The sequence below is a fragment of the Mangrovibacter phragmitis genome, assembly GCF_040429585.1.
In the GTDB taxonomy this organism is placed as follows: domain Bacteria; phylum Pseudomonadota; class Gammaproteobacteria; order Enterobacterales; family Enterobacteriaceae; genus Mangrovibacter; species Mangrovibacter phragmitis.
Map to the genome: position 1 here is coordinate 1,817,451 of NZ_CP134782.1, position 22,501 is coordinate 1,839,951.

General features: G+C 55.8%; 32 protein-coding genes. 30 read left to right on the plus strand and 2 right to left on the minus strand.

The features are described from left to right. Positions 1-134 precede the first annotated feature (134 nt). From MPHASIOC01_RS08715 to MPHASIOC01_RS08735, 5 genes are all read left to right on the plus strand, one after another. Complete coding sequence (locus tag MPHASIOC01_RS08715; protein ID WP_353614385.1) at positions 135-395, plus strand: hypothetical protein; 261 nt, start codon at positions 135-137, stop codon at positions 393-395. A 70-nt stretch (positions 396-465) separates the two neighbouring features. Further along, the gene (locus tag MPHASIOC01_RS08720) at positions 466-1,302 is read left to right on the plus strand and encodes a DUF4942 domain-containing protein (RefSeq protein ID WP_353614914.1); all 837 of its coding nucleotides are present in this window, start codon (positions 466-468) and stop codon (positions 1,300-1,302) included. A 280-nt stretch (positions 1,303-1,582) separates the two neighbouring features. Then, on the plus strand, positions 1,583-1,741 hold the full coding sequence (locus tag MPHASIOC01_RS08725) for a type I toxin-antitoxin system Hok family toxin (RefSeq protein WP_405027753.1): 159 nt from the start codon (positions 1,583-1,585) through the stop codon (positions 1,739-1,741). Positions 1,742-2,522: 781 nt separating this feature from the next. Then, the gene (locus MPHASIOC01_RS08730) at positions 2,523-2,687 is read left to right on the plus strand and encodes a hypothetical protein (protein ID WP_353614386.1); all 165 of its coding nucleotides are present in this window, start codon (positions 2,523-2,525) and stop codon (positions 2,685-2,687) included. A 49-nt stretch (positions 2,688-2,736) separates the two neighbouring features. Further along, on the plus strand, positions 2,737-3,555 hold the full coding sequence (locus MPHASIOC01_RS08735) for a DUF932 domain-containing protein (protein WP_353614916.1): 819 nt from the start codon (positions 2,737-2,739) through the stop codon (positions 3,553-3,555). A 70-nt stretch (positions 3,556-3,625) separates the two neighbouring features. On the opposite strand, the gene MPHASIOC01_RS08740 is transcribed toward MPHASIOC01_RS08735, so the two are convergent. Next, entirely contained in the window at positions 3,626-4,153 is a 528-nt protein-coding gene (locus MPHASIOC01_RS08740) for a lytic transglycosylase domain-containing protein (RefSeq protein WP_353614387.1), read from the minus strand. A gap of 579 nt (positions 4,154-4,732) precedes the next feature. On the opposite strand from MPHASIOC01_RS08740, the gene MPHASIOC01_RS08745 reads away from it, so the two are divergent. Then, complete coding sequence (locus tag MPHASIOC01_RS08745) at positions 4,733-5,122, plus strand: relaxosome protein TraM (RefSeq protein ID WP_353614388.1); 390 nt, start codon at positions 4,733-4,735, stop codon at positions 5,120-5,122. Between the two features lie 43 nt (positions 5,123-5,165). Here MPHASIOC01_RS08745 and MPHASIOC01_RS08750 read toward each other — a convergent pair whose 3' ends face one another. Beyond that, positions 5,166-5,795, minus strand: a complete 630-nt coding sequence (locus tag MPHASIOC01_RS08750) for an Arc family DNA-binding protein (RefSeq protein WP_353614389.1) — start codon at positions 5,793-5,795, stop codon at positions 5,166-5,168. Positions 5,796-5,994: 199 nt separating this feature from the next. Between MPHASIOC01_RS08750 and MPHASIOC01_RS08755 the strand changes: the two genes are divergently transcribed. From MPHASIOC01_RS08755 to trbB, 24 genes are all read left to right on the plus strand, one after another. Continuing rightward, positions 5,995-6,447: a type IV conjugative transfer system pilin TraA gene (locus tag MPHASIOC01_RS08755; RefSeq protein WP_353614390.1), complete on the plus strand. Its 453-nt coding sequence runs from the start codon at positions 5,995-5,997 to the stop codon at positions 6,445-6,447. A gap of 2 nt (positions 6,448-6,449) precedes the next feature. Beyond that, positions 6,450-6,752: a type IV conjugative transfer system protein TraL gene (traL, locus tag MPHASIOC01_RS08760; RefSeq protein WP_353614391.1), complete on the plus strand. Its 303-nt coding sequence runs from the start codon at positions 6,450-6,452 to the stop codon at positions 6,750-6,752. A 3-nt stretch (positions 6,753-6,755) separates the two neighbouring features. Beyond that, the gene (locus MPHASIOC01_RS08765; protein ID WP_353614392.1) at positions 6,756-7,358 is read left to right on the plus strand and encodes a TraE/TraK family type IV conjugative transfer system protein; all 603 of its coding nucleotides are present in this window, start codon (positions 6,756-6,758) and stop codon (positions 7,356-7,358) included. Between the two features lie 14 nt (positions 7,359-7,372). After that, positions 7,373-8,110 carry a type-F conjugative transfer system secretin TraK gene (gene traK, locus MPHASIOC01_RS08770; RefSeq protein WP_353614393.1) on the plus strand — a complete coding sequence of 246 codons (738 nt, stop codon included), beginning with the start codon at positions 7,373-7,375 and terminating at the stop codon, positions 8,108-8,110. Continuing rightward, positions 8,110-9,498, plus strand: coding sequence for an F-type conjugal transfer pilus assembly protein TraB (gene traB, locus MPHASIOC01_RS08775; protein ID WP_353614394.1), 1,389 nt, complete (start codon positions 8,110-8,112; stop codon positions 9,496-9,498). The genes traK and traB overlap by 1 nt, the downstream gene beginning before the upstream one ends. 10 nt (positions 9,499-9,508) lie before the next feature. Beyond that, positions 9,509-9,676 carry a hypothetical protein gene (locus tag MPHASIOC01_RS08780; RefSeq protein WP_353614395.1) on the plus strand — a complete coding sequence of 56 codons (168 nt, stop codon included), beginning with the start codon at positions 9,509-9,511 and terminating at the stop codon, positions 9,674-9,676. Between the two features lie 54 nt (positions 9,677-9,730). Beyond that, positions 9,731-9,973 (plus strand): hypothetical protein, encoded by a 243-nt coding sequence (locus tag MPHASIOC01_RS08785; protein WP_353614396.1) that lies wholly within the window; start codon positions 9,731-9,733, stop codon positions 9,971-9,973. A 168-nt stretch (positions 9,974-10,141) separates the two neighbouring features. Then, entirely contained in the window at positions 10,142-10,972 is an 831-nt protein-coding gene (locus tag MPHASIOC01_RS08790; RefSeq protein ID WP_353614917.1) for an SPFH domain-containing protein, read from the plus strand. A 167-nt stretch (positions 10,973-11,139) separates the two neighbouring features. Then, positions 11,140-11,727, plus strand: coding sequence for a type IV conjugative transfer system lipoprotein TraV (traV, locus tag MPHASIOC01_RS08795; protein ID WP_353614397.1), 588 nt, complete (start codon positions 11,140-11,142; stop codon positions 11,725-11,727). After that, positions 11,724-11,930: a hypothetical protein gene (locus MPHASIOC01_RS08800; RefSeq protein WP_353614398.1), complete on the plus strand. Its 207-nt coding sequence runs from the start codon at positions 11,724-11,726 to the stop codon at positions 11,928-11,930. The genes traV and MPHASIOC01_RS08800 overlap by 4 nt, the downstream gene beginning before the upstream one ends. Position 11,931: 1 nt before the next feature. After that, the gene (locus MPHASIOC01_RS08805; protein WP_353614399.1) at positions 11,932-12,066 is read left to right on the plus strand and encodes a hypothetical protein; all 135 of its coding nucleotides are present in this window, start codon (positions 11,932-11,934) and stop codon (positions 12,064-12,066) included. Continuing rightward, positions 12,056-14,695, plus strand: coding sequence for a type IV secretion system protein TraC (gene traC / locus MPHASIOC01_RS08810; protein ID WP_353614400.1), 2,640 nt, complete (start codon positions 12,056-12,058; stop codon positions 14,693-14,695). The genes MPHASIOC01_RS08805 and traC overlap by 11 nt, the downstream gene beginning before the upstream one ends. Continuing rightward, a complete protein-coding gene (gene trbI, locus MPHASIOC01_RS08815) occupies positions 14,692-15,126 on the plus strand; it encodes a type-F conjugative transfer system protein TrbI (RefSeq protein ID WP_353614401.1) in 435 nt (144 codons plus the stop codon). The genes traC and trbI overlap by 4 nt, the downstream gene beginning before the upstream one ends. A gap of 12 nt (positions 15,127-15,138) precedes the next feature. Continuing rightward, a complete protein-coding gene (gene traW, locus MPHASIOC01_RS08820; protein ID WP_353614402.1) occupies positions 15,139-15,780 on the plus strand; it encodes a type-F conjugative transfer system protein TraW in 642 nt (213 codons plus the stop codon). After that, a complete protein-coding gene (locus MPHASIOC01_RS08825; RefSeq protein WP_353614403.1) occupies positions 15,773-16,000 on the plus strand; it encodes a hypothetical protein in 228 nt (75 codons plus the stop codon). Before traW ends, MPHASIOC01_RS08825 begins: the two co-directional genes overlap by 8 nt. Before the next feature lie 147 nt (positions 16,001-16,147). Continuing rightward, positions 16,148-16,501, plus strand: coding sequence for a hypothetical protein (locus tag MPHASIOC01_RS08830; protein ID WP_353614404.1), 354 nt, complete (start codon positions 16,148-16,150; stop codon positions 16,499-16,501). Continuing rightward, positions 16,486-17,493 (plus strand): conjugal transfer pilus assembly protein TraU, encoded by a 1,008-nt coding sequence (traU, locus tag MPHASIOC01_RS08835; protein WP_353614405.1) that lies wholly within the window; start codon positions 16,486-16,488, stop codon positions 17,491-17,493. Before MPHASIOC01_RS08830 ends, traU begins: the two co-directional genes overlap by 16 nt. Before the next feature lie 7 nt (positions 17,494-17,500). Then, the gene (trbC, locus tag MPHASIOC01_RS08840) at positions 17,501-18,124 is read left to right on the plus strand and encodes a type-F conjugative transfer system pilin assembly protein TrbC (RefSeq protein ID WP_353614406.1); all 624 of its coding nucleotides are present in this window, start codon (positions 17,501-17,503) and stop codon (positions 18,122-18,124) included. Continuing rightward, a complete protein-coding gene (gene traN, locus MPHASIOC01_RS08845) occupies positions 18,121-19,956 on the plus strand; it encodes a type-F conjugative transfer system mating-pair stabilization protein TraN (protein ID WP_353614407.1) in 1,836 nt (611 codons plus the stop codon). The genes trbC and traN overlap by 4 nt, the downstream gene beginning before the upstream one ends. After that, positions 19,953-20,735, plus strand: a complete 783-nt coding sequence (gene traF, locus MPHASIOC01_RS08850; protein WP_353614408.1) for a type-F conjugative transfer system pilin assembly protein TraF — start codon at positions 19,953-19,955, stop codon at positions 20,733-20,735. The genes traN and traF overlap by 4 nt, the downstream gene beginning before the upstream one ends. Positions 20,736-20,744: 9 nt before the next feature. Next, complete coding sequence (locus tag MPHASIOC01_RS08855; RefSeq protein ID WP_353614409.1) at positions 20,745-21,209, plus strand: hypothetical protein; 465 nt, start codon at positions 20,745-20,747, stop codon at positions 21,207-21,209. Beyond that, complete coding sequence (locus tag MPHASIOC01_RS08860) at positions 21,193-21,678, plus strand: hypothetical protein (RefSeq protein WP_353614410.1); 486 nt, start codon at positions 21,193-21,195, stop codon at positions 21,676-21,678. Before MPHASIOC01_RS08855 ends, MPHASIOC01_RS08860 begins: the two co-directional genes overlap by 17 nt. Beyond that, a complete protein-coding gene (locus MPHASIOC01_RS08865) occupies positions 21,675-21,899 on the plus strand; it encodes a hypothetical protein (RefSeq protein WP_353614411.1) in 225 nt (74 codons plus the stop codon). Before MPHASIOC01_RS08860 ends, MPHASIOC01_RS08865 begins: the two co-directional genes overlap by 4 nt. Further along, a complete protein-coding gene (gene trbB, locus MPHASIOC01_RS08870) occupies positions 21,896-22,501 on the plus strand; it encodes an F-type conjugal transfer protein TrbB (RefSeq protein WP_353614412.1) in 606 nt (201 codons plus the stop codon). The genes MPHASIOC01_RS08865 and trbB overlap by 4 nt, the downstream gene beginning before the upstream one ends.

The following is a 22,501-nucleotide window of genomic DNA, read 5'->3' on the forward strand; positions in this document are numbered from 1 at the left end:
TTTTTCCCGAACGGCCGGACAAAAACTGTTGTCTCCGCCCCTTTCCTTCCTCCTTGCGCCGTCGCTACTTCGCCCTTTGCCGCGAAAGGTCCCGACGAGAGATGGCTTAACCCCCAGAGAAGGAGAACACCAGGATGAACACACACAACGTCAACACCGCCGCTCAGGAGCCCTCGGAAAGATGGGGGAAACGGCTGATGGCCCGCTTTCGTTCCGCAGTGGATGAGGCGGAGTTTAATGCTGCCTGTGGGGAAGAATCTCACCGGCACTACGGGGTGAAATTCAGTGCCTTCGACAATGTCTGGTATCTGTTTCAGGGGTTTAAGAACGGTCTGCTCCGTCCCCGTCAGGTTCCGGCAGACAAAACCACGCATCACGAAAATGGAAAGAGATAGTGACCGCAACACACAGGAGACTGATATGACTGATTTACTGATGGGAGCGGCCCCGGCGGCCTGCACGGATATGACGGAAGCGCAGACACTGCACAGCGCTGGCACGGAACTGATCCCCTCCGTGGCGATTGAACGCATTCTTGCTGACCGTGACGCAGGACTCAGCAAGTACGCGCAGGCCCTGACCCTGCTGCGTGATGCCCGTGAAATTTTTCTCCGGGCAGCAAATAAGGAGTGGCTTTCAGGTTATGACCTGCTGGTCTCTCAGGCCGTCATGTCAGCCAAAGGCCCACAGGCCGACCGCCGGGCGCTGTGTCACCTGGTTGACGGCAAAATCTGGGATCGCCTGATGAGTGATACGGGCATGTATACCCTGATGAGCCAGAAGCAGCGGGATGAGTGGGATCGCCAGCTTGAGGGGGAAAACCTGCCAGAAATCACCCTGGATACCGTTCTGGCCACGTTCCGCCAGCTCAGTGAAAACAGCGATGAAACTTTTGCGCAGGGGCTGGTTGACGTGTTTCGCCAGTTGTCCTGGGATTACAAAACCAATAACCCCTGTCGCTTTGGAAAACGCATTGTGGTCAGCCGGTTGCTCGACGTACAGCGGTACGGCACCAGTTTCAGCCATACCGGACAGGCGAAGCTCGATGATCTGGCCCGGGTTTTTTATCTGCTCGAAAAGAAACCAGTGCCGGATTTTCGGGTAGCCGCCGGGGCGCAGTTTGACGCCCATTTCCGGGCGAACGGTTTCGACGGGGACACCGTCTGGCCGGGGACATATTTCAGTGTGCGGTATTTCAAAAAGGGCACGGCGCACATCACGTTTAACCGACCTGAACTGGTTGACCGGCTCAATGATATTGTGGCCAGCCGTTATCCGGGGATGCTGCCGCCACGGGTCTGACTGTTGTCAGTGTAACCCGTTGTAAAAAGATAAAAAAAGGAATGACTGCCCGGTGTTTTGGGGCGGTTTTTCCTGGTCGGTCAGGGTAAAGGGCGGTATAATGGCGGTGGCGCTTGAGGCTTTTTGCCTCATGACGTTTCAGGTGGTTTGTGCCGTTGTTGTGAGGCAGAAAGAAGAAAAGCCCCAAAGGTAATTTTTCAATTAACCAGTGAGGCTCATCTCTATGTCTCGACAACATCAGAGTAGCCTCTTACCTGCCGAAAGGCAAGGAGAGAAGGCCATGAAACTGCCGCAACAGCCCGTTATCTGGTGCTTACTGATAGTGTGTCTCACACTGCTGGTATTCACCTTCCTGACCCGGAAATCACTCTGTGAAATCCGCCTGAAGGACGGAGATCGGGAGGTCGCTGCCGTGCTGGCCTACGAACCTGGTAAGTAGCAACCCGGAGGCGGGGGAAACCCCGCCTTTTCAGGGCTGATGATGTCCTGTTCTGCCACAAGTGCCTTATGAAGGGGTTGCCGGCTCGCTGGCAGCCCCTTTTTCCTGCCTGCAGCACGGCGGGAAACCCCTGGCCCCTGCGGGGCCGGAAAAACCCGGATGCGCCTGCGGCGCTTCCCCGGCTCCTCCCTGTCTGTGTCGTCTTCCCGGGTATTCTGTGCCGGTGCGCGGTTTGTCACTGGCTACGGCGTCGGGGCTTTCTGTTGTTATTCCTGCTGTTGTTATTCCTGTTCGTCATTTTCCTGCTGTGGCGGGGGCATCCCGGTCTGTGACACCGGGCGTCCGGGCGGGCTGTCATGCTCCGCACAGAGCCAGCGATGCTGTCTCTGCCCGGCCCCTCCGGGGCGGCGGGTTTCCATCCCTGACGCAGTGGCCACACCCTGTCGCTCACACCGGCTGGCGCCGGCGTCGCTTTCACTGCCCGGCGAAGAAGCCGCCGGGCGCTGAGGACGACACGCCCTGGCGTGTCGGGTGTGTTCATCCTGTTTCCGCCCCCCGGGTGGCCACTCACGTCAGTGCCTTACGCGGAGGGCTTTGTGTAGCACCGTCGCGTCGTCATCCAAGGGGTATATAAACTCCGCCAACACTTTTTGCCCGAACGGCCGGACAAAAACTGTTGTCTCCGCCCCTTTCCTTCCTCCTTGCGCCGTCGCTACCCCGCCCTTTGCCGCGAAAGGTCCCGACGAGAGATGGCTTAACCCCCAGAGAAGGAGACACCAGGATGAACACACACAACGTCAACACCGCCGCTCAGGAGCCCTCGGAAAGATGGGGGCGTAAAACCACACTGCGTACTGATGGTTTTATTCGCAATATTCCTTCCCGCAATCCGGTGACCGGAATTACCTCACTGGTTGTACTGGACAACGAATCCCGCCAGGACTGACCCGGCCCGGGAACCTTCAAATTTCATACACACAGGAGAATTATTCATGATTTCATTTGCATCCCGTTACCGTACCGGCAACACCATCCGCAAAGAACGTCCGCTGACCCGGGACGAACTGGCGCAATTTGTCCCCAGTGTCTTTTCGGAAGAAAAACATGAGTCCCGCTCAGACCGTTATACTTATATTCCCACCATCACCCTGGTGGATAAATTATTTGAAGAGGGTTTCGTCCCTTATTTCGCCACCCAGGCGCGGGTGAATGATGAATCCCGCCGTGAATATACCAAACACCTGTTACGCCTGCGCCGTCATGACCAGGTGAACGGGCAGGAAGTCCCGGAAATTATTTTATTAAACAGCCATGACGGCTCCAGCTCGTATCAGATGATCCCGGGCATGTATCGTCAGGTTTGTACAAATGGTCTGGTGTGCTGGAAGAACTTTGCGGAAATAAGAATTCCGCACAAAGGGGATATTGTCGGGCAGGTCATTGAAGGGGCCTATGAGGTTCTGGGAATATTCGACAAAATTAATGATGAAATGGAAGGGATGAAAGCCATTACCCTGTCAGAAGATGCACAACGTGCCTTTGCCGAATCCGCACTGGAATACCGTTACCCGGACGGTGAAAAACCGGTGACAGCCACGCAGGTGTTAAATTCCCGCCGCTGGTATGACAACAGCCCGGATTTATGGACCACGTTCAACCGTGTTCAGGAAAATATGATACAGGGCGGATTACGTACCCGGACGAAAAAGGGAAAACTCACCCGGACACGCGCGATAAAAGGCATTGACGGTGACATTAAACTTAACCAGGCATTATGGCGACTGGCTGAGGAAATGAAAAAAATCATGTCCTGAACCCTGTAAAAAGACCTGCCCGTATCCGGCAGGTCTTTTTATATTCACACAGTGCGGAGCGTTAAAAGTGTCATTCCCCCGGCGATGCCGGGGTTTTATTGTTCATTACCGTTTTAACATCATTCGCCGGGTGAGGGTGTGGTGACAGCAGCGCCTGCCTGGTCAGCAGTATGGTATAAATACTTTTTATTTTTTTGGCATACTCCCGACGAATGCCGATGTTTTTCACCGATGCCCCCGCATTATACATTCCAACACTGTCCCAGTTTTTCCCGTAAGCCTTAAAGTTTCTCGCCAGAACCCATGCCCCCGTGTACACACACAAACAGGGGTCATGTAACAGGGTGGCGCGGGAAATATTAAATTTCTTCAGCTCAGGATAATGAGAACTGTTTATCTGCATTCCGCACACATCTTCACTTCCGTTTTTGTTCGCCTTATTCACCGCATCGGGAATAAGTCTGGATTCCTGTATGGCAATAGCGGTCAGCAGTAGCGGGTCAATATGAAAATCCCGTCCCGCCTGGCTAAAGCACATTTGCGGCGCGGCCTGAACGGAAACAGAAAAGGCCAGCAGGGCCAGGAGTGATTTTTTCATTTCAGTGACCTTTGTCAGACGTCGTAAAATTGCCGCTGTTGAATCGTCCGTAAAATACCCCCGCCGATCACGCTCCGCAAGACTTTTCCTCACAAACGCGCCGGAAGCGCTTTTAATCATGGCCTTACAGCCAGGGCTGAAATATAAAATCAGGCAATCTGGGTTTTTAAATCTGCCGCTCTTTACTTACCTCCAACTACCTCACACCCCACGCAAGGCTTCGCCTTGCAGATAAGATGTTTAAATTCAGTGAGTTGATATTGATATATGTGCGCAATTTTGATGTATCACGTTAAAATATCGTAGCTTCCTCCGACATTGTAGTGTCGGATTGTACGATACTGTTGGTGTCAGGATGTCGTACAAATGTCTCACAATGTAGATACCGTTAACTATCATTGAGTTTAATATCGCACAGTGTCACACTGTGCGATATCTTAGTGTCGGATTGTACTACCTGTATAAGACCTGATGGTGTCGGATTGTACGATACGCGTGACCCGTGTCCGGGATGTGATTTCCTGGCAGATTTAATACTGACAGTGTCGGACCCGACACTGTCATCCGGAGAGAAAAAATATGGGAAGACTGGGGATTTACGTCAAGGATAAAATAGAGCGCGAGATACGCGACATTGTACAGATTGAAATTCAGAATGGAGCGACACCATCTGAGGTTAATGTGTCTTCCATGTGTAATGAACTGCTGCGCCTCGGATTGCTGGTTTATAAAAGCCGGGAAGAGAAAGGTGCGTTTGACCTGGAAGGATGGCGACGCGACCTGATAAAAAAAGTGACCGGTTCACGGGAAGGAATAATGATTCTTACGGCACTGGTCAGTGAAATGTACCTGAAAATGAACGGGGACAACTCGGTCGACAAAATTGATGACCTCATCAGTGGGAATATCACCGCCATCAATGAAGCCGAAGCGGCAGCAGAGAGACTTCATTTTTTGAAGGATGAATGATTTTCTGTCAGGCCAGCCTGCGGGCTGGCGCTGAGAACAATATTTATTTTTCTTTTTTATTCCAGGGTAACGCCGCTTTCTCGACGGATTCTGTTTGTTCTCTGATAAACTTATCAAAAGATAACGCCAGTACCTTGAGGGCCGTTATGTCCTTATCCCGCCCCACCCAGGTTTCCGTAAAATAATGCAGGGAGTGCATCAGCCGGGTCAGTATCTCATCATTGATACTGCGCTGGTTTATTTGTGCCATTAACCGGAGTTCTGTCGCCAGATTTTCCGGAATTCGCATACTGTACTGCTGTGTCTTTCCAGGCAACAGGACCCGCCTTTCATCTATCCAGGCATGTGTGGATTCGTCTGCCGTGGATTCCGCCTCCGGTTTAGGGGGTATTTCCGGATGAGTTTCTGTTATCCATTCATAGAATTTTCTCGACAACGCCTGCAGTTGTTGCCCCTCAACCGTTTTAATTAAGGGCATGTCAGGACGGTAATTCAGTGACTCCATCAGGCGCTGCATTATTTCATCATTCATGCTCCGCTGCCGTGTCCGGGCAAATATCCGCAATTCCATTAAGAGGTTTTCGGGAGCACGAATATTCCATTCCGTAATATCCCCGGCTTTGAACTTCCGGGGTCGCCCACGCTTTTCGTAAAGGTTCTCTTTAACTTTCATGTCGTTATCCATTTTTATTGCAGGGTTTTTTCCTGCCAGACCAAGGGTACAGGACGGGCATGTTCGGATAATTCCTAATAACACGTAAAAATGTGACATAGATCACAGTTTTTTTTTTTTACTTTCATGGGAAAATCGCGGTGCGTAAACAAAGACTTACGTAAATTCACTTTTCCTGAACATTGTGGAGATTTCCTGAATGCACTTAACAGGTAATGCCCTTCATACCAGAAAGGGATGGGCGGTAGCGTCGGTATTTCGCACCGTCCGTAATAAAATTGCAATGACCCTGAGCGGAAGTATTACCGGAGGTGGCAACAGTCTGTCTGTTTCTTCTGTTCTTCCCCGGATTCAACATAACCGCACGCAATATAAGGAGGCCCTGAAAACTCTTGCGGCTTTTGGTGGTGTACTTGCCCTGATGGTGGCAATGATGCACCCGGCACTGGCCACTGATTTATTATCGTCTCAGGACTCCAGTGTGACGGCGACATTTGGTCATGGCTCTTCGATTGAAAAGTATTTTTATTATGGCGAGATTTTTATTGCGGTATTTACCTATATTAAATCACGTTCGCCACTGTCATTTGTCGGCCTTGCTGTCATGATATTGTTTACCCGCATTGGCTTCCAAATCGCCGCCGGGGGTTAACCATGGACGGGGAAGTGGATAAATATGACTTCCCGGAAACACTGAATCAGCCGGACCGTATTATTGGTCTGCCAAAGGATGAATTCTTTGTCGTGGCACCGGTCATTGTTATCGGTATTGCTTTTAATATGGCCTTTGTCATGTTAGTGGTTGCCGGGACACTTTGGTTTGCTGTCAGGTATTTTAAGAAAGGGCAGGGCAGTTACTGGTTGCTTAATTTTTGCTACTGGTATTTACCCACCGCACTTTTCCGCACTGTCTTTCAGGCCCTGCCTGATTCCAGTTTCCGACACTGGAGGGCATAGCGGATGAAATACCGGATTCAGGGGAGTCGTAAGAAGTCCCTCGGATACGCATTCATGATTTTGTGTGCGTTACTTGTCCTCAGTATGACATCCACTGTCATCACCAGCCTTCTGGCCTGGCACTTTGCCTCCACCCAGCGCACCGTCACCACGCCCATGGTGTACAACCAGCCATTCTCCTCTGATGCGAAAAGCGGCGACTCAAATTTAATGAGTATGCTGGCGACCTCGTTCGTCTATCTTCGCCTGACCGTCAGTCCGGAAACCATCGACAACCAGCAAAAACTTCTGCTCAGTTACGTTCCGGCCGCCTCCCGGGATGCCATGAAGAAGGTGCTGGATGTTGAGGCTGAATACATCAGACGCAATGGTGTCACCACGGTTTTCAATATCGCTGATATTACGACCCTCGCGCCGGGTGACATGCTGGTCACGGGAACGCTGTCCGCTTCAACGACCAACGGTCGCCTGAATACCGGGCAGGCCACGGTCCCGTCACCGCTCAAGCCGGAAGAGAAAACCTACCGTCTGAAAATTCAGTACCTGAACGGTACGCCTGTTCTGCAGGAATTTTCGGAAGTCATTAAACCCTCCAAACAGAAATAACCAGGAGTCAGCCTGTGAAAAAACGTTTTTCTCCGGCGGCAGTCACTGTGTTGCTTCTGACCGGAACCTTTGCCGGCGGCCTTCGGGCCGCCTCCGGTCCCGCCGGCATTCCGTTTGACAACAACGCCCAGGTCCCGGTCACCCTGAGTGACACCAACCCGAACAAAATCGTTATCGACGGTCAGCTGATTACCAGTATCAGCGGTCCCGCCGGTGCGTATGACAAAAAGAGCACCACGGACGGTGCCCTGATTATTTCGCCGCTGGTCGGGCAGGATTTCACCATTTTCCTGCAGACCGATAAGGATGCGGCTGTTTCACTGAATGTTCATCCCCGCCCGGGTGCCGGCCGTACCATCCGCCTGACACCGCAGTCACTTCCGGTCCGCCAGAATCCGGAAGCCAGAGCCTGGGAAGAGGGGCAGTCCTATGAGAAAACCCTGGTGGATATCGCCCGCGCCGCCACAAAAGGGGATGTCCCGGATAATTTCGATGTGTATCCCGTCAGCCGCAGTACGGAGTACACCCCGCCCGTTCCGGTCACACTCACCCCCGAACAACAGTTTGTGGGGGCTCACCTGCGTATTGTCCGCTACCGCATGCGTAACAGTGGCCAGGTGACACAAGCCCTGCATGAAAAAGACTTCTGGCAGAAAAATGTCCGTGCCGTGATGCTCTCAACCCGCCAGCTGTATGCATCCGGTGAAGGCTATGTCTGGGTCATTTTCTCTGATGACGGAGTACGCCACTGATGGGACTGAACATTAATGTCACCACCCGCCGCAAGCAGTTGGCTGTCCTGATTTCCGTTCTGGTCATCGCCGGTGCGGCCACTGCCGGCATCATGGTCTTCGGCCGTGACGACGGACAGACCCGGGCAAAATCCGCCCCGGCCACCCCGAACATGGTGGGCGTGGTGACCGCCACTTTTGATGACAAACTGCAGACCTCCGCCATGCAACAGCAGCAGGCCGCCACCTCCGCGCTGGAGCAGCAGGTGCAGCAACTGGCGCAGCAGATAAAGCAGAACCATGATGATTTCACGCGCAAACTGCAGGAGAAAGACCAGCAGATTGCGCAGCTGCAGCAGGGTAAAAATACGGGCAGTGCCGCCCCGGCAGGCAACAGTCAGACCACCACCACGCCAGGTAACACTCCGTTACCGGGACCACTGGCCACCGGGCAGGCCAGACCGGCTGAATGGCATGTGCAGCCCACAGGAACCGGAAACCGGGCTGGTGTGAATCCGGCGCAGGGCGCCGGGTTTTATCCGGGCACCGGGAACTCTCCCCGGCTGACCGGCGGGCTGGACAAGACCGATTTCACCTATGACAGCCTGAAGAAGAAAAACGAAACGCACCTGCCCTGGATACCCTCCGGGTCGTTTTCAGCCGCTGTCATGATTGAAGGGGCGGATGCCAATGCCTCGGTCACCGGCAACCAGAACACCACGCCGGTGACCATTCGCCTTATCGGGCAGGTGCAGATGCCCAACAACCATGAATACGACATGAACGGCTGTTTTGTCAGTGGTGAAATTTACGGTGACATTTCCAGTGAACGCGGTGAAGTCCGGACCAGCAGTATCAGCTGCATCCTGAAGAACGGCAAACATGTGGACATGCCGTTTGAAGGGCATGTGAGTTATCAGGGTAAGGAAGGCATTCGTGGCAAACCGGTCATGCGTAACGGCAAGATTATCGGTTATGCCGGCGCAGCCGGTTTCCTCTCCGGGATTGGCGACGGCATCAAATCCGCGTCCACACCGACTGTGGGGCTCGGTGCCACCGCGTCCGTCAGTGGCCTGGATGTGCTGAAGCAGGGCTTTGGCGGCGGGGCAGAGAAAGCGGCCGACACCCTGAGCCAGTACTGGATAAAACGGGCTGAACAGTATCACCCGGTGATTGATATCGGGGCCGGAAATCTGGTGACCGTGGTGTTCCAGAAAGGCTTCCGTCTGGAAACGCTGGAAGATGCCGACGCGAAAAAGGCTGAAGCGACTGTGCAGAAAGCGGGGGAGACCGTCAGTAATGCCGTCAGCAGCACGCCGCCGACACCGTCAGGCAGTGCCGGCACTCTCAACCCGGATGAGATTTTGCGCCAGGCCAGACAGCTGCGCCTCGGTGACACCATTAACTGAGGAGACGGACATGCAGGGCATTCTGTCAAAACATCTGACTTCCGTTGTCCGGGCCATGACCTGTCCGCAGGCCAGAACCGGTCTGCGTCATATGACCATTCCGGCGCTGGTGTATGCCGCAGAACTGGTGATATGGGCACGGTTAATCCATACCGGGGTGGCGGAATTCATGATGTGAGCCGGGCAGACTCATTGCTCAGGGCACTGAACATTACAGGAGGCAGCACAATCCATGTTTAACTCTGATAATACCTGGAAAATTACTGTATGGACTCTGGCCGGCATATTGGCTGTGTATGGCAGTATTGCAATATGGATTCAGGAAAAACAGACCACTGCGCAGGAAAACCGGATACGGCATGAGTGCAGGCTGAAAATCGCAGGGGCCAGACCGCCAGGCTGGTTTTCATCCGGGGAGGATGCCTGGGTATGCCCGGATGGTGCCACCTGGTATATCTCAACCATCAAAAAATAATTCGTTCTTCATTATCACATCAGTTCGTTCCCGGCTCTGGCCGGCGTCACTTATCAAATTCGTCAGAAAGAGGTTATGCCAATGCTGTACAGCAATGCCCCGCATGAGGGGGAAGCAGACTCCGTCAGAAATCTGGATAAGCTCAGGCTTCGTATTATTTTTTCGGGGATGGCCTTTATTATTCTGGCTGTTCTCGTGTACCTGTCATCCTATACCGTAAACCAGGGCGACCGGGGTGTGGTACTCCGCCTGGGTAAAGTGGTCAGGATTGCGGAACCCGGTTTCGGGCTTAAATATCCCTTCATTGAGTCAGTCGTGGACATCCCGGTGCGTCACGATGCCATGCTTTACGACAATATGGGGGCTTACAGCCGTGACCAGCAGCCGGCAAAAATGACCGTATCCGTTAACTTTCATATTCTGCCATCCGAGGTGGCGCGGGTTTATGCCAGTTACGGAACAGTTGCGAATATGAAAACCAAACTGATAGCCCGCCAGATACCCACACAGCTGGAGAATATTTTTGGACAGTACACGGCTATCAGTGCCGTTCAGGACCGGGCAAAACTGGTACTCGACCTGCAGAACGCCCTGCGTAAGTCCGTTGCCGGGCCGGTCGTTATTGATTCCGTCCAGATTGAAAATATCGATTTTTCTCCTGCCTATGAGAAATCTGTTGAGGATCGCATGAAAGCGGAAGTTGCGATTGCGACCCGGGAACAGAATCTGCAGACGGAAAAAATCCAGGCTGAAATTGTGGTGACACAGGCTCAGGCTGCAGCGAACAGTAAACTGGCCACGGCAAAGGCTGATGCTGAATCCATCAGACTGAAAGGGGCCGCTGAAGCGGAGGCCATCAGGGAGAAAGGGGCCGCCATTAAAGACAATCCGGGGATGCTCAGCCTGACCACCGCCGAACGCTGGGACGGTAAACTGCCTTCCACCATGATACCGGGGGGTGCCGTTCCCTTTATCAGAACACCGGACACCACCAAATAACAGCGCAGGGTGGCGGCAGTGCGACACACCGTCCGGTGTGGTGTAAGGATAACAACCGGTACCCTGTTTTTATTGTTATCCCTGTTCTCATAATCTCATAAATCACCGCCCTGCAGGCGCTCACTGACCTGCCACTGACCTTAAATCTGAACCGGAGAATTCCGCTCATGCATAAACTGATGGGCGCTGCACTGCTGTGCGGCGCGTTAACCGGCTGCGCCGGTATGAATTCTGATTTTGACTGTAACAAAACCGCGACTGACCAGTGCCTCAGTATGACGGATGCCAACAAACTGGCAGCCCGGGGCAAAAGCCTGGATGACCTCAGCACCACGGAAGTTACCCCGGCAAAAAAGCCTGTAACTGAACCCCTGCCGGTCCTGACCAACACCCGGCCACTGGTCAGCCCGGACCGCCCCCTCTCAGTGGCGGCCGTTCCGGCCCGGGCCACAACGACCGGCAGTCTGCTGACACCCCGGACGGTGGCCGGCACCCGGCTGACCACCGGCTCCGCCCTGACGCCCACACCGGTATTACCCCCGTCAGCCCTGACGGCTTCATACATTCCGGTCCGGTCCCGTCAGACGGACAACGCCGGTCAGGTGGCTGCCGTGCGGGTACCTGATGCGGTCCAGCGCCTGTGGATTGCCCCCTGGGTGGACACGCAGGACAACTTTCATCAGCCCGCCGTGGTGGAGTTCGTGAAGAACAAAGCGCACTGGGATGACAACTTCCGGGTTATCGGGGAGGAATGATGAGTATCAACCGACTGAACACCACCGCCCGGCTGGTTCTGCCGGAAGCGGACGGCATGGACCTGGAACGGTTCTTTCTGGTCACTGGCCGGGGCGCACAGGGGCGGTTGTCCCTGCCCGGTAACCGGGTGTCCCACACAGACCGTCTGGAACTCATCCGCGAAGCTGATGCCCGGATACGTGACCGGCGGCGGGGGCACTGAGATGAAAATACTGACCGATCACCCGTTCATCCCTCTCGCCTGGCGGGATGAACGGTTCACTGAATGCCTGTTGCGCCATCTGCTGTCCGGACTGCGCCAGGCGCTGCTGGCGGAGACAATAACTGATGAGCAATGACCTGCTGGAATCGATACTGGATGCGGTCAACAGTACCCGCAGAAAGGACGGTGCCCGGGAAGCCCGTAATAATCTGGAGCAGACCTGGGGATACCCGTCCATTACCGCTGCGCTGCCATACCGCTATTTCGATGATGAAAATGAACTCTACATCAATGAGGGTTCGATTGGCTTTATCCTCGAAGTGGCTCCGCTGCCGGGAGCCAACGAGCAGATTGTGACCGTGCTGGATGACATGCTGCGAAAAAAACTGCCCCGCAAGACGCCCCTCAGTGTGTTTCTTGTGGCCAGCAAATGTGTGGGCCGGCGCATTGAGGACGGTGTCAGCCCGGACATGTGGAAGGGCGCTATGGCCGGGCACCTCAACAAAATCACCCGGGCCTACTGGGAAAAGTCTGCACTCGACGGCATCAGCAATAAACGGGAATACCCGCTGTACCTGCGCAATTACCGGGTGTTTATGGTGTATGCCCGGCCCTGCCGGCGGGTCACGTCGCGGGTGACGGATGAAATCAAACAGTTGCGCAGTACCCTGCGTGTTTCGCTGGAAGCAGCCCGTATCCCGACAGTGAACAGCTCCGTGAATGCGTTCCTTTCCCAGGTGCGTGAGCTGATGAATTACCGTAATGCGCAGGTCATGCCGTCCGATGACAGCTGGAATGAGGAAGAGGAACTGCACCGTCAGGTGGTGGACCCCGGCATTGACATTCAGGTGCACCCGTCTTACCTCCGGGTGGAACTGCCACCGGACCCGCTGGCTCCGCGCCGGTCGGGAGAGGACCCGGCCAGCCGGACCGCCTGCCGGGTGGTGAATCTGGAACTCAGCAAATCACCGAAACGGTTTGCCCTGTGGCAGGGGGCCGATAATCTGCAGAACCTGCGTTTCCCGGACCTCGGCATTCCCTGTCCCTTTGTCCTGTCCTGGTGTGTGGAGCTGGAAGAACAGACCCGCGCCCAGAGTGAGTCCTTCCGCAAGGACATGGATTTGCAGAAAAAAGCCGCGTCGGCCTATGCCATGCTGTTTCCCGGTGTGAAACAGGCAGCACGGGAGTGGCAGGCCCTGCGCCAGGGGCTGGCTGACAACACGGCCGCGCTGGGGCGCTGCTACTTTAACGTCACCCTGTTCACCCCGGATGATGACCAGGAATCCCTGTCCTGTGAACTGGCCGCCATCAACGTCTTTCGCAAGAACAACCTGGAAATGAACGCCATCCGCTTTCAGCAGATGCGTAACTGGCTGGCGAGCTTCCCGTTTGTGCTGCAGGAGGGCATGTGGGAGGACCTGAAAAAAGGGGGTTCCACCCTGCGCTGCAAGAGCTTCAATGCCGTCAACCTGATGCCGGTGGTAGCAGAGCGTCAGTTGTCGCCACTGGGCATGCCGCTGCCAACCTACCGCAACCAGATAGCCTTTTTTGACATGTTCAGCGAAGACAACGGCGGGACCAACTTCAATATCGCGGTCACCGGCACGTCCGGGGCCGGGAAGTCCTTTCTGGTGCAGGGCATTCTGCGGGAAGTGTTCAACTCCGGGGGTTATGCCTGGGTTATCGACATGGGGGACAGCTACAAGAACTACTGTACCCAGGCCGGTGGGGTGTACCTCGACGGGGCGCAACTGCGTTTTAACCCGTTTGCCGGTGTCCGGGACATCAATGAATCGGCGGAAGGGATTGTCCGCCTGGTGGCGGTGCTGGCCAGCCCGGCGGGTGACCTGGACGAAGTCTGTGAAGCCATTCTGCAGAATGCGGTGGTGGCCGCCTGGCGGAAAAAGTGCAACCGGGCGCGGATAGATGACATTCATGCCTATCTCACCAGTGAGACGGTGCTCGGTGAATACCGCGACAAACCCACCATTCTGGCCCGTATTGCGGAGCTGGCCCTGCTGCTGGAACGCTACTGTACCTGGGGGGCTGACGGGGTGTACTTCAATTCCGACAACCCGACCCTCAATGATGAGACGAAATTTGCGGTACTGGAAATGCTCAGTCTGGAGGACAAACCCAAACTGCTCAGCGCGGTGCTGTTCTCCCTCATTCTGGCCATTCAGGAAAAGATGTACCACACACCGCGCAGCCTGAAAAAGGTGGCCATCATTGATGAGGCCTGGCGTCTGCTCAGTGGCTCCAACAAACATGCGGCGAAGTTCATTGAGACCGGCTACCGCACGGTCCGCCGTCACCGGGGGGCATTCATCACCATCACCCAGGGGATTAAGGACTTTACCAGCAGCCGCGAAGCAGAAGCCGCCTGGAACAACTCGGCCACCAAAATCACCCTGCTGCAGGATGCGAAAGCCTTCAAAAGTTACCTGTCAGACAACCCTGACCAGTTCACCCCGGTGGAGCAGGAAGTCATCCGTTATTTCCAGAAAGCCGAAGACACCTGGTTCAGTTCCCTGCTGATTTCGTCCGGGGAACAGAGTTCCTTCCACCGGATGTTTGTCGATCCGGTCACCCGGGCCATGTTCAGTTCCCGGGGGGTGGACTTCGAATTCATGCAGAAGGCCCAGCAGGCCGGGGCAACCAGTGAAGAAGCCGCCTACTTACTGGCGCAGAACAAATTCGGACCGGAGCTTGAGGCCCTGGAGAACTGGATCAAAACCGATAAAGAACAGGAGCGTGCCGCATGACCCTGAAAGACGATGAAAAACCCACACCACCGGCGGATATCACGGTACCGGCGGCCGGTAACGCGCCGGGGAATGCGTCCGGTCAGCCTGGCTGGGTCCGGTGGCTGACGGGCGGACTGACACTGCTGCTTCTGATGGTGTGTGTCAGTCTGGTCACCGTGCGGATGACCACCCCTGACGTGGTGGCGTTTGACATGAAAGGGACCATTGACCTGTTCATGCAGCAGATGATGCAGCAGAAACTGGATGCGGCCCGTGTCCGCCATCAGACGGCACGGTTCAACGATGCCATGACCGCCAGCCTGACGGCCTGGCAGGACGGGCATCATGCCATCATCCTGGTGGCCCCGGCCGTGGTGAGTGATGTCCCGGACATCACATCGGCCATCCGCACGGACATTGCGCAGCGGATGCAGGCACCGGTACGTTAGTGGGGGACCCCAATGCGAAAACTGATAAGTGCCGGACTGCTGCCGGCATTGCTGGCAGTCACCCTGACAGCCGGTGCAAAAGACCTGGGTACCTGGGGCCACCTGTTCCCGATAGCTGAACCTGACCTGCTGGCCTTCATTCAGCACAGGCTGACGACCATGAAGCAGGATGGTGAACTGGCCCGGCTGCAGAGCGAAGCCATTGCACGGGTGAAAGCCCATGCCGTGCGCCCCCCACCGGTGGCCGGACTGACACCCGCCCGTGTGGACCGGCACTGGGACTATGACCCCACCTTTACAGTGGGACAGACCATCACGGATATGCAGGGCCATGTCATTGTCCGCAAGGGCGATAAGGTCAACCCGCTGGATAAAGTCGCGTATGACGAAACCCTGTATTTCATCGATGGTGACAACAAAGACCAGATGGCCTGGATACGGCAACAGATTAAAGGGCAGGTGAATTTCAAAATCATTCTGGTGAAGGGGAACATTCCGGACACCAGTTATGCGCTGGATGAGCGGATTTATTTCGACCAGGCCGGTGTACTGACGACAAAGTTTGGTTTTCAGCATACGCCGGTGCGCATTACCCGCGACGGCCGTCAGCTGAAGGTGGAAGAAATTGCCCTGAAAGGTGGACCGCATGAGTAACGAAAAACCCTCCCTTCCTCCACGTCCGGGCCGGTTGCTGCAGGACCTGTACCCGGAGCTGGGCGACATGTCGCCTGCGTTTCTGACCCGTCTGTGGAAACGGTATGCCATCACGCACAGGGATAAGCCGCACGATATTCATCAACGGGAAGACGGGTTCAGCGAGTGGATCTTCAGTTTCCTTGACCAGCTGGAGAATGACACTCCCCTCCCGGCCTGACGGCCCAACCCTTTCGTCCCGCAGGCTGTTCGGTGCTCACGGCGTTGCGCTCCGCCTCAGCCTGCAGAACGGCAGGGTTTTCTGACGAACAACACTGTTTCCCTTCCGGCTCCGGGGTCCCCGGGTCCGCACGTATTAAGGAATATCATGCAAAAATCTGTCCCCCTCCGGGCGGTGCCGGTTGTCCGTGATGATGACGGCTTCTGGACACACCCGGATTACTTTTCCCCAGCCGGTGACCGGGAATACGGTGCGCCGGGTGAGTTTGAACAGTGGCTGGAACGGCATCAGCTGGAGTACCTGATCTGCTGGATGGTTGATGAAGTCACTGACGAGGTTATGGAGCGCTATGCCCGCTCCGGGTCACCGGACTGCCGGGTATGGACACCGGAAACACCCGCAGGACCTGGCTGGTTTACCGGCAGTATTCATGAAACGGAAGATGACGGGCCGGTCTGTGTCTGGTTGCGCCCGCTGGAGGCCTCATGCGACGACTGCTGATTCTGGGGTGTCTGCTGGCCACCCTGTTCACCGGACTGATGAGCGTGAGTCTGCCGGCCCGGGCGGCTGCCTCCGGTGCCGGTGAGGGCCGCTGGGTGAACCCGATTTCGGACGTGTGCTGGAAATGCCTGTTTCCGATGACACTGGGGAATATCCAGCTGGCCTCCGGGCCACAGCCGGACACCACCAACCCCTCCATGCCCATCCAGATGTGTCCCTATGGCATCATTTATCGTCTCGGTCTGGCCATTGGTTACTGGGAGCCGGTGGCGATGACTGACGTAACCCGGGAGCCGGGTGTCATGGTGAACATGGGCGGCTTCAAAATTGACCTTGGCCGCACGGGGACGGGGACCGGGGGGCAAAGTGACCGGCCAGAGCCAGGTGCGTTTTATCATGTGCACTGGTACAAGTACCCGCTGATTTACTGGCTGAACATCATGACCAGCATGGGGTGTTTTCAGCAGGGGGATATGGACATTGGTTACCTGTCTGAAGTGGACCCGATGTGGAATGACAGTTCCCTGTCACTGATTATCAACCCGGAAGCTGCCCTGTTCGGCAACCTGATTGCCCAGGCGGCCTGCGCGGCTGATGCCGTTTCCAGTTCTGCCGGTTACCCGTTATCTCCCCTGTTCTGGTGTGCCGGCGCGCAGGGTTCCATGTACCCGTTTACCGGTTATACCAGTAATGAATTCTCGCCACTGGAAGCCTCCCTGCTGGTGACTGAGCGCATGGATTTCAAGCTGCACCGGGAGGGGCTGGTTCAGGAGACGGTGGGGGCGGATGTTGCTGTCTGTTATGAATACCCGACGCCCATCCTTCCGAAAGAACGCTGGCGCTATCAGATGGTGAACATGTATCCGGAAACTTCCACCTGTCATGCCTTCGGGGCCAGTACCCAGTTGTGGGGGGCCACGCATAATGCCCCGACATCCCGTAAGAACTTTGGTTATCTGCTCTGGCGCAAACGTAACTGCGTCTATCTGTGAGGACACCATGACCCGAACGCTTTTTCGGGCACTGCTGGTCAGTGCCCTGGCTGGCTGCACGCTGACGGCGGTGGCCAGTCCGGCCGTGTCACCGAATGATATGGCTTTTATGAAGCAGCAACAAAAAGAACTGGAAGCCTTCAAGGCACAACTGCCCCGGTCACTGGCCGGGATGGACGGACTGCCCCTTCCCCAGGAAGAACGGGTACAGGCGTTTGCCAACAGCATTCGCCAGAGTCTGCCACCGGCAGAGCAGGGCGGTGACAAAATGCCCCGGGCGATCTATTTCGTTAGTCTGAGTATTCCCACCGAAGGGCTGTTGCCGATGCTGGCTGATGCCCACCGTTATGGCGTCCCGGCCACCCTGCGGGGTCTGGTGGATAATGATTTCCGCAAAACGGCGTCGGCCATCTTTAACCTGTCGAAACAGAACAAGGATATCGGGGTGCAGATTGACCCGGTGCTGTATCAGCAGTTTGGTATCACGGCGGTACCGGCACTGGTGGTGACCTGTCCCGGTCACCATGATGTGGTGCGGGGCAGCCTGCCGCTGAAAGACGCACTGGAAAAGGTGGCCACCGGTGGCGACTGTGCGCAGACAGCAAAAGCCATTCTGGGAGGTAAATCATGAAACGAGTGCTCACGGCTCTGGTGCTGTTGCTGGTCAGTGCCGGTGTGATGGCCGATGACATGAATGACGCCTTTAATACCGGTTCCTCATACGGAAAGAGCAATGCCGGGCAGGGTACCGGCAGTCTGAATAATACGGATGTGATAGCCGGGGCTGTTCCTGGCTATACCAGCAGTCCGTCACAGAGCAGCAGTTACGGGGGGGTGACGGGAGGGGACGGCGGTATTGCGGATAAGGGGCAGCAGGCCCTCAGTACCGATGATGCCGCATCCGCCGTGATAAGCTCAGGGAATACCAATCCGGCGGTCAGTATTGACCCGAATGCTCCCTATATTACCAATGGCAAATCTGCTGAAAACAATGCCGACAGTATTGCGGATGGCACCAACAGTCAGTGCACCGATACCACCGTCTCCAAATCGACCTTTGAGAACTACACCTGCAGTGCAGATGTTGCGGTTAGCCAGACCTGTGTCCGTAACGCCACGCCGGGTGTGGAAGGGAGTACGACCGAGGTGAAACAGACACTGGATTTGGAACATGTTTCTTTCTCCCAGGATACCTGGACATTTTATTTTAATGTGACTGCCAACATCACGGGGACGATCACCCGTGCCACCTATTCCTACAACCTGAACAGCGGGAATGATCATTATTACTACCCGGTACCCGTGCGGATTACATTCCTGGGAGCAACATTAACCCCCACCTACCGCAGTACAGGAACTGATATCCCTTTTACTCCGACACAACGAAATATCACAGCCGGGCAAATCATTCCGGTGACGGAGGTCAAGATGATTAAAGTCAATAATGGTCTCATTATAAACAAGACCCCCAAACCGGTCACCGTCACGCTGACGATAGAACAGAGTACCGCGAAACCTGTGGTGACCTGGAATGAAGTCTGCCCGGCACAGAAAGCGGGGACCCTCAGCTCATCGGTCTGTACGCAGGCGGGCGGAACCCGGACGGTGTCCAAAGACGGCCATACTTACTCAGTATCCAGCAGTTGTTGGCAATATACCGACACGTATGTACTCAGTGAGGCGACAGAGGGCACCTGTGGTTCGCTGGAAAGTAATCCAGCCTGTACTCAGTCCGGTTCAACCTGCACCGAAAATGCGATAAACGGTGCCTGTTCACATAAGGATTATACCTTTCAGTGCCAGAAGACCTATTCCTCATCCGGCCTGTTATGTGGCGGCTCCTATTTTTGCCAGACCGGTGACTGCAGCGACACGAACGGAGCCGGGGACAGTGGGTTTGATACGGCGGTGGCCAAACTGGCCGGTCTGGCGTCAGCCGGGGAAGATGTTAAAAATGACCAGGTGAATATCAAAGCCTTCACCGGTGAGGCAATGAGCTGCCGTAAGGCTGCTGCAGGCTTTTCCAACTGCTGCAAGGACAGTGGCTGGGGGCAGGATGTCGGGTTGAACAAATGCAACAGCGATGAAAAAGCCCTCGCGGCGGCGAAAGCCAAAAAAATTACCGTCAGTGTGGGTGAGCGTTGTGACCACAGTGTACTGGGCGTCTGCATCCAGAAAAGTCAGGTGTACTGCGTCTTCGGTGGCAAGCTGGCCCGCATCATTCAGGAACAGGGACGCCGTGACCAGTTAGGTATTGGCTTCGGTTCCGGGGATTCCCCTAACTGTTCAGGCATTACCGTGCCACAGTTACAGGCCATCAATTTTGACAAAATCAACTTCTCGGATTTTTATCAGGACCTGATGGATAACCAGAAAATCCCGAATACAGACAGCATGGTGGCGCAGGTGAAGCAAAAAATAGCTGCCCAGGTTAACCAGACCACCGGAGGGACCACAAAATGAAACGCGGTTTACTCCTGCTGTTACTGTTTTGCAGTGCCGTGGTTCAGGCGGATGAGGACATTACGCCCCCGGCAAAACCTTTTACCGGCTGGCACTGGTATAACGAACCGAAACCGGCAGACACACCGAAGCCCCCGAAAAAGAAACCGGCACCACCTGCCATTCCTGACTTCAGCAAAATGACACCGGTGGAACAGACGAAGGTCCTGCATGAGTACACCATGGAAGCCCTCAACCGTGCCATTCTGTACCCCAGCAGTGCCAATACCGCCCGGTTCCTGCGCTGGCAGAAGTTCTGGACGGACCGGGCCTCGATGTTCAGCCAGTCCTTTGCCGTGGCACAACTGAATAACCCGGACCTGGACTACAACCTGCAGTACCCGCACTACAACAGCATGGCACCGGTGATGCAGGCCCGTGATCAGACGGCGCAGAAAGATGCGATTGCGGATATCGCCGCGCATTATGGCCTTTTTTACTTCTATAAAGGTGCTGACCCGATCGGTGTGCAGATGGCCGGCGTGGTGAAGGACTTTGCTGCCCTGCATCATATTTCGCTGATCCCGGTGTCGGTGGACGGCCAGGTGGCCCCGTCAGTGCCGGACAGCCGGCCGGATAACGGTCAGTCGCAGGCGATGCATATCCGTTATTTTCCGGCACTGTTTCTGGTTGACCCCTCCGACCGGCAGTATCACCCGCTGGCCTACGGTTTTATGACCCAGGATGACCTGTCCGCCCGCTTCCTGAACGTGGCCACGGGTTTCCGTCCCAATTTCTGAGGTATTTCCATGACTGACTTACACAATGGTGTGCCGGCACGGCGCACCCTTTCACGTTGTCTGCGTTCTGTCTGGTTTGTGGCAGATTCGCTGATGAACGGCTTTATTGTCTTTCCCGGTATCTTCCTGATGCTGTTCATTTTATTTTCATCCCGGACCGGGCCTGCCGGGCAGTTTCTGGATGAGGCGGAGGCGCTTGTCCGCCATACCCCTGACGGCATGGTGAGGGGCTGTGCCCCGGAGACAACAGCACCGCCAGCCACCCGCGATGAACCGCTTTCCCGGATTGGTCCGGCCCCCGTAACGAACCTGAAAGTCTGTCAGCCGGTACTGCTCTCCCGGGCGGTCTGGGTGGCGAAACAGAATACCCGGTGGTTCCGGCTGTGGGTGTTCTGGGGGCTGTTGTTCAGTTTGGCCAGTGGCGGACTGCGCTGGCTGTGGGCTCGGAGGGTTCGCCATGCCGGTCGCCCGTGAGTCACCCGGACCTGTCCTGAAGGTCATGTTGTCGTGGGCGCTGTATGCCTTTATCTGTGGGCCGGGCAGTCTGGTGATGTGTGTCTGGCTGACGCTGACACTGGCCAGCCCGTTTTCCCTGCCGCAGGTGCTGCTGACCCGTGCCGAATACCTGGTGCAGGGCGTCAGCCGGGGGGAGGTCCGTCACTGCACGGACTGGCACCTGGACGGTGACCTGCCGTGGTACCGGATGGGGTTACCCCGCCCGGAGGAATACAGCCCGCCGGATGAGGTTAAGCCATTGGTGGTAATGGCACACCCCCGGTTTTACCGCACGGTTCCGCCCTGTGAAAAAGCCCGCGAATCGCACAACAGCTGGGTCAGGGATACGGAAAAGGCCCTGATGGCTGCGTATGTTGTTCTGGTTGCCATCTCGGTGCTGATGCGCCTGATGGCTCACACACTGATATTCCCAGGGAGGAAGTCATGAGTACAGCCGTGAAAGTGGCCGGACTGATTGCGTCCGGCGTGGTGGTTCACTGCGTGACCGAACTGATTGAATACAGCCCGGGCGTGGCCACCGGGACGCTGAATGTCGTCACCGGCATTCTGTGGGTAATGGCCGGTCTGTGGTTTGTCAAAGGTCTGCGGGACATGAGTCATCCGCAGCCACCGGTCCCGGATAAAAAAGACGAGGTGCCTCATTCATGAAATGGACTCCTTTAGTGGCAGCGCTACTTTTGTTCCCGGTATGCGTGATGGCCAGTGTTCGCGATGAGATTGCCGCGATGGAAGCCGCCAAACCTGCTCCGGGTCGCCCCATGGCCCCGGTGTCCACCCGGGCCGTGAGCGCTGTGCCGGGCAGCATCATGCAGTTGCCGGACGGCCGCAAGGTGAGCATGAAGGATTACGGGGTGGTGCTGTTCATGCAGGCGCACTGTCCTTACAGTGCGAAATTTGACCCCACCCTGAAAAAGTGGGCCGATGCACACGGTATTCATGTGTGGGCTTACACCCTTGACGGGGGCGGGGATGTGTCCTTTCCGACGCCGATGATACCCCGCCGGTACACCCCGGATGAGCCGCTGGCCGATGAAATCCTGACCTTTTTTGGTAACGGCCTGCCGATTGCCACGCCCACGGCCTTTATGGTGAATGTGCATACCCTGAAAGCCTATCCGCTGACCCAGGGTGTCATGGATATCCCGACCCTGGAAAGCCGGTTTGCCACGCTGATCCAGGCCGACCTTGATCATGCTGACCCGCAGTCACTGCCCCCGTTACCGGCCAGCTCGCAGGTCACTCCGCAGTAA

Bases quoted from the DNA above. Each gene is read 5' to 3' on its own strand.
- trbB (WP_353614412.1), top strand. From the start codon at position 21,896: ATGAAATGGACTCCTTTAGTGGCAGCGCTACTTTTGTTCCCGGTATGC.
- MPHASIOC01_RS08725 (WP_405027753.1), top strand. From the start codon at position 1,583: ATGAAACTGCCGCAACAGCCCGTTATCTGGTGCTTACTGATAGTGTGT.
- traW (WP_353614402.1), top strand. From the start codon at position 15,139: ATGCGAAAACTGATAAGTGCCGGACTGCTGCCGGCATTGCTGGCAGTC.
- MPHASIOC01_RS08790 (WP_353614917.1), top strand. From the start codon at position 10,142: ATGGCCTTTATTATTCTGGCTGTTCTCGTGTACCTGTCATCCTATACC.
- MPHASIOC01_RS08755 (WP_353614390.1), top strand. From the start codon at position 5,995: ATGCACTTAACAGGTAATGCCCTTCATACCAGAAAGGGATGGGCGGTA.
- traB (WP_353614394.1), top strand. From the start codon at position 8,110: ATGGGACTGAACATTAATGTCACCACCCGCCGCAAGCAGTTGGCTGTC.
- MPHASIOC01_RS08745 (WP_353614388.1), top strand. From the start codon at position 4,733: ATGGGAAGACTGGGGATTTACGTCAAGGATAAAATAGAGCGCGAGATA.
- traU (WP_353614405.1), top strand. From the start codon at position 16,486: ATGCGACGACTGCTGATTCTGGGGTGTCTGCTGGCCACCCTGTTCACC.
- MPHASIOC01_RS08855 (WP_353614409.1), top strand. From the start codon at position 20,745: ATGACTGACTTACACAATGGTGTGCCGGCACGGCGCACCCTTTCACGT.
- MPHASIOC01_RS08830 (WP_353614404.1), top strand. From the start codon at position 16,148: ATGCAAAAATCTGTCCCCCTCCGGGCGGTGCCGGTTGTCCGTGATGAT.
- MPHASIOC01_RS08780 (WP_353614395.1), top strand. From the start codon at position 9,509: ATGCAGGGCATTCTGTCAAAACATCTGACTTCCGTTGTCCGGGCCATG.
- MPHASIOC01_RS08865 (WP_353614411.1), top strand. From the start codon at position 21,675: ATGAGTACAGCCGTGAAAGTGGCCGGACTGATTGCGTCCGGCGTGGTG.
- MPHASIOC01_RS08720 (WP_353614914.1), top strand. From the start codon at position 466: ATGACGGAAGCGCAGACACTGCACAGCGCTGGCACGGAACTGATCCCC.
- MPHASIOC01_RS08785 (WP_353614396.1), top strand. From the start codon at position 9,731: ATGTTTAACTCTGATAATACCTGGAAAATTACTGTATGGACTCTGGCC.
- trbI (WP_353614401.1), top strand. From the start codon at position 14,692: ATGACCCTGAAAGACGATGAAAAACCCACACCACCGGCGGATATCACG.
- MPHASIOC01_RS08825 (WP_353614403.1), top strand. From the start codon at position 15,773: ATGAGTAACGAAAAACCCTCCCTTCCTCCACGTCCGGGCCGGTTGCTG.
- MPHASIOC01_RS08750 (WP_353614389.1), bottom strand. From the start codon at position 5,795: ATGAAAGTTAAAGAGAACCTTTACGAAAAGCGTGGGCGACCCCGGAAG.
- trbC (WP_353614406.1), top strand. From the start codon at position 17,501: ATGACCCGAACGCTTTTTCGGGCACTGCTGGTCAGTGCCCTGGCTGGC.
- MPHASIOC01_RS08805 (WP_353614399.1), top strand. From the start codon at position 11,932: ATGAAAATACTGACCGATCACCCGTTCATCCCTCTCGCCTGGCGGGAT.
- traC (WP_353614400.1), top strand. From the start codon at position 12,056: ATGAGCAATGACCTGCTGGAATCGATACTGGATGCGGTCAACAGTACC.
- MPHASIOC01_RS08765 (WP_353614392.1), top strand. From the start codon at position 6,756: ATGAAATACCGGATTCAGGGGAGTCGTAAGAAGTCCCTCGGATACGCA.
- traN (WP_353614407.1), top strand. From the start codon at position 18,121: ATGAAACGAGTGCTCACGGCTCTGGTGCTGTTGCTGGTCAGTGCCGGT.
- MPHASIOC01_RS08730 (WP_353614386.1), top strand. From the start codon at position 2,523: ATGAACACACACAACGTCAACACCGCCGCTCAGGAGCCCTCGGAAAGA.
- traL (WP_353614391.1), top strand. From the start codon at position 6,450: ATGGACGGGGAAGTGGATAAATATGACTTCCCGGAAACACTGAATCAG.
- MPHASIOC01_RS08860 (WP_353614410.1), top strand. From the start codon at position 21,193: ATGCCGGTCGCCCGTGAGTCACCCGGACCTGTCCTGAAGGTCATGTTG.
- MPHASIOC01_RS08800 (WP_353614398.1), top strand. From the start codon at position 11,724: ATGATGAGTATCAACCGACTGAACACCACCGCCCGGCTGGTTCTGCCG.
- traF (WP_353614408.1), top strand. From the start codon at position 19,953: ATGAAACGCGGTTTACTCCTGCTGTTACTGTTTTGCAGTGCCGTGGTT.
- MPHASIOC01_RS08715 (WP_353614385.1), top strand. From the start codon at position 135: ATGAACACACACAACGTCAACACCGCCGCTCAGGAGCCCTCGGAAAGA.
- MPHASIOC01_RS08740 (WP_353614387.1), bottom strand. From the start codon at position 4,153: ATGAAAAAATCACTCCTGGCCCTGCTGGCCTTTTCTGTTTCCGTTCAG.
- traV (WP_353614397.1), top strand. From the start codon at position 11,140: ATGCATAAACTGATGGGCGCTGCACTGCTGTGCGGCGCGTTAACCGGC.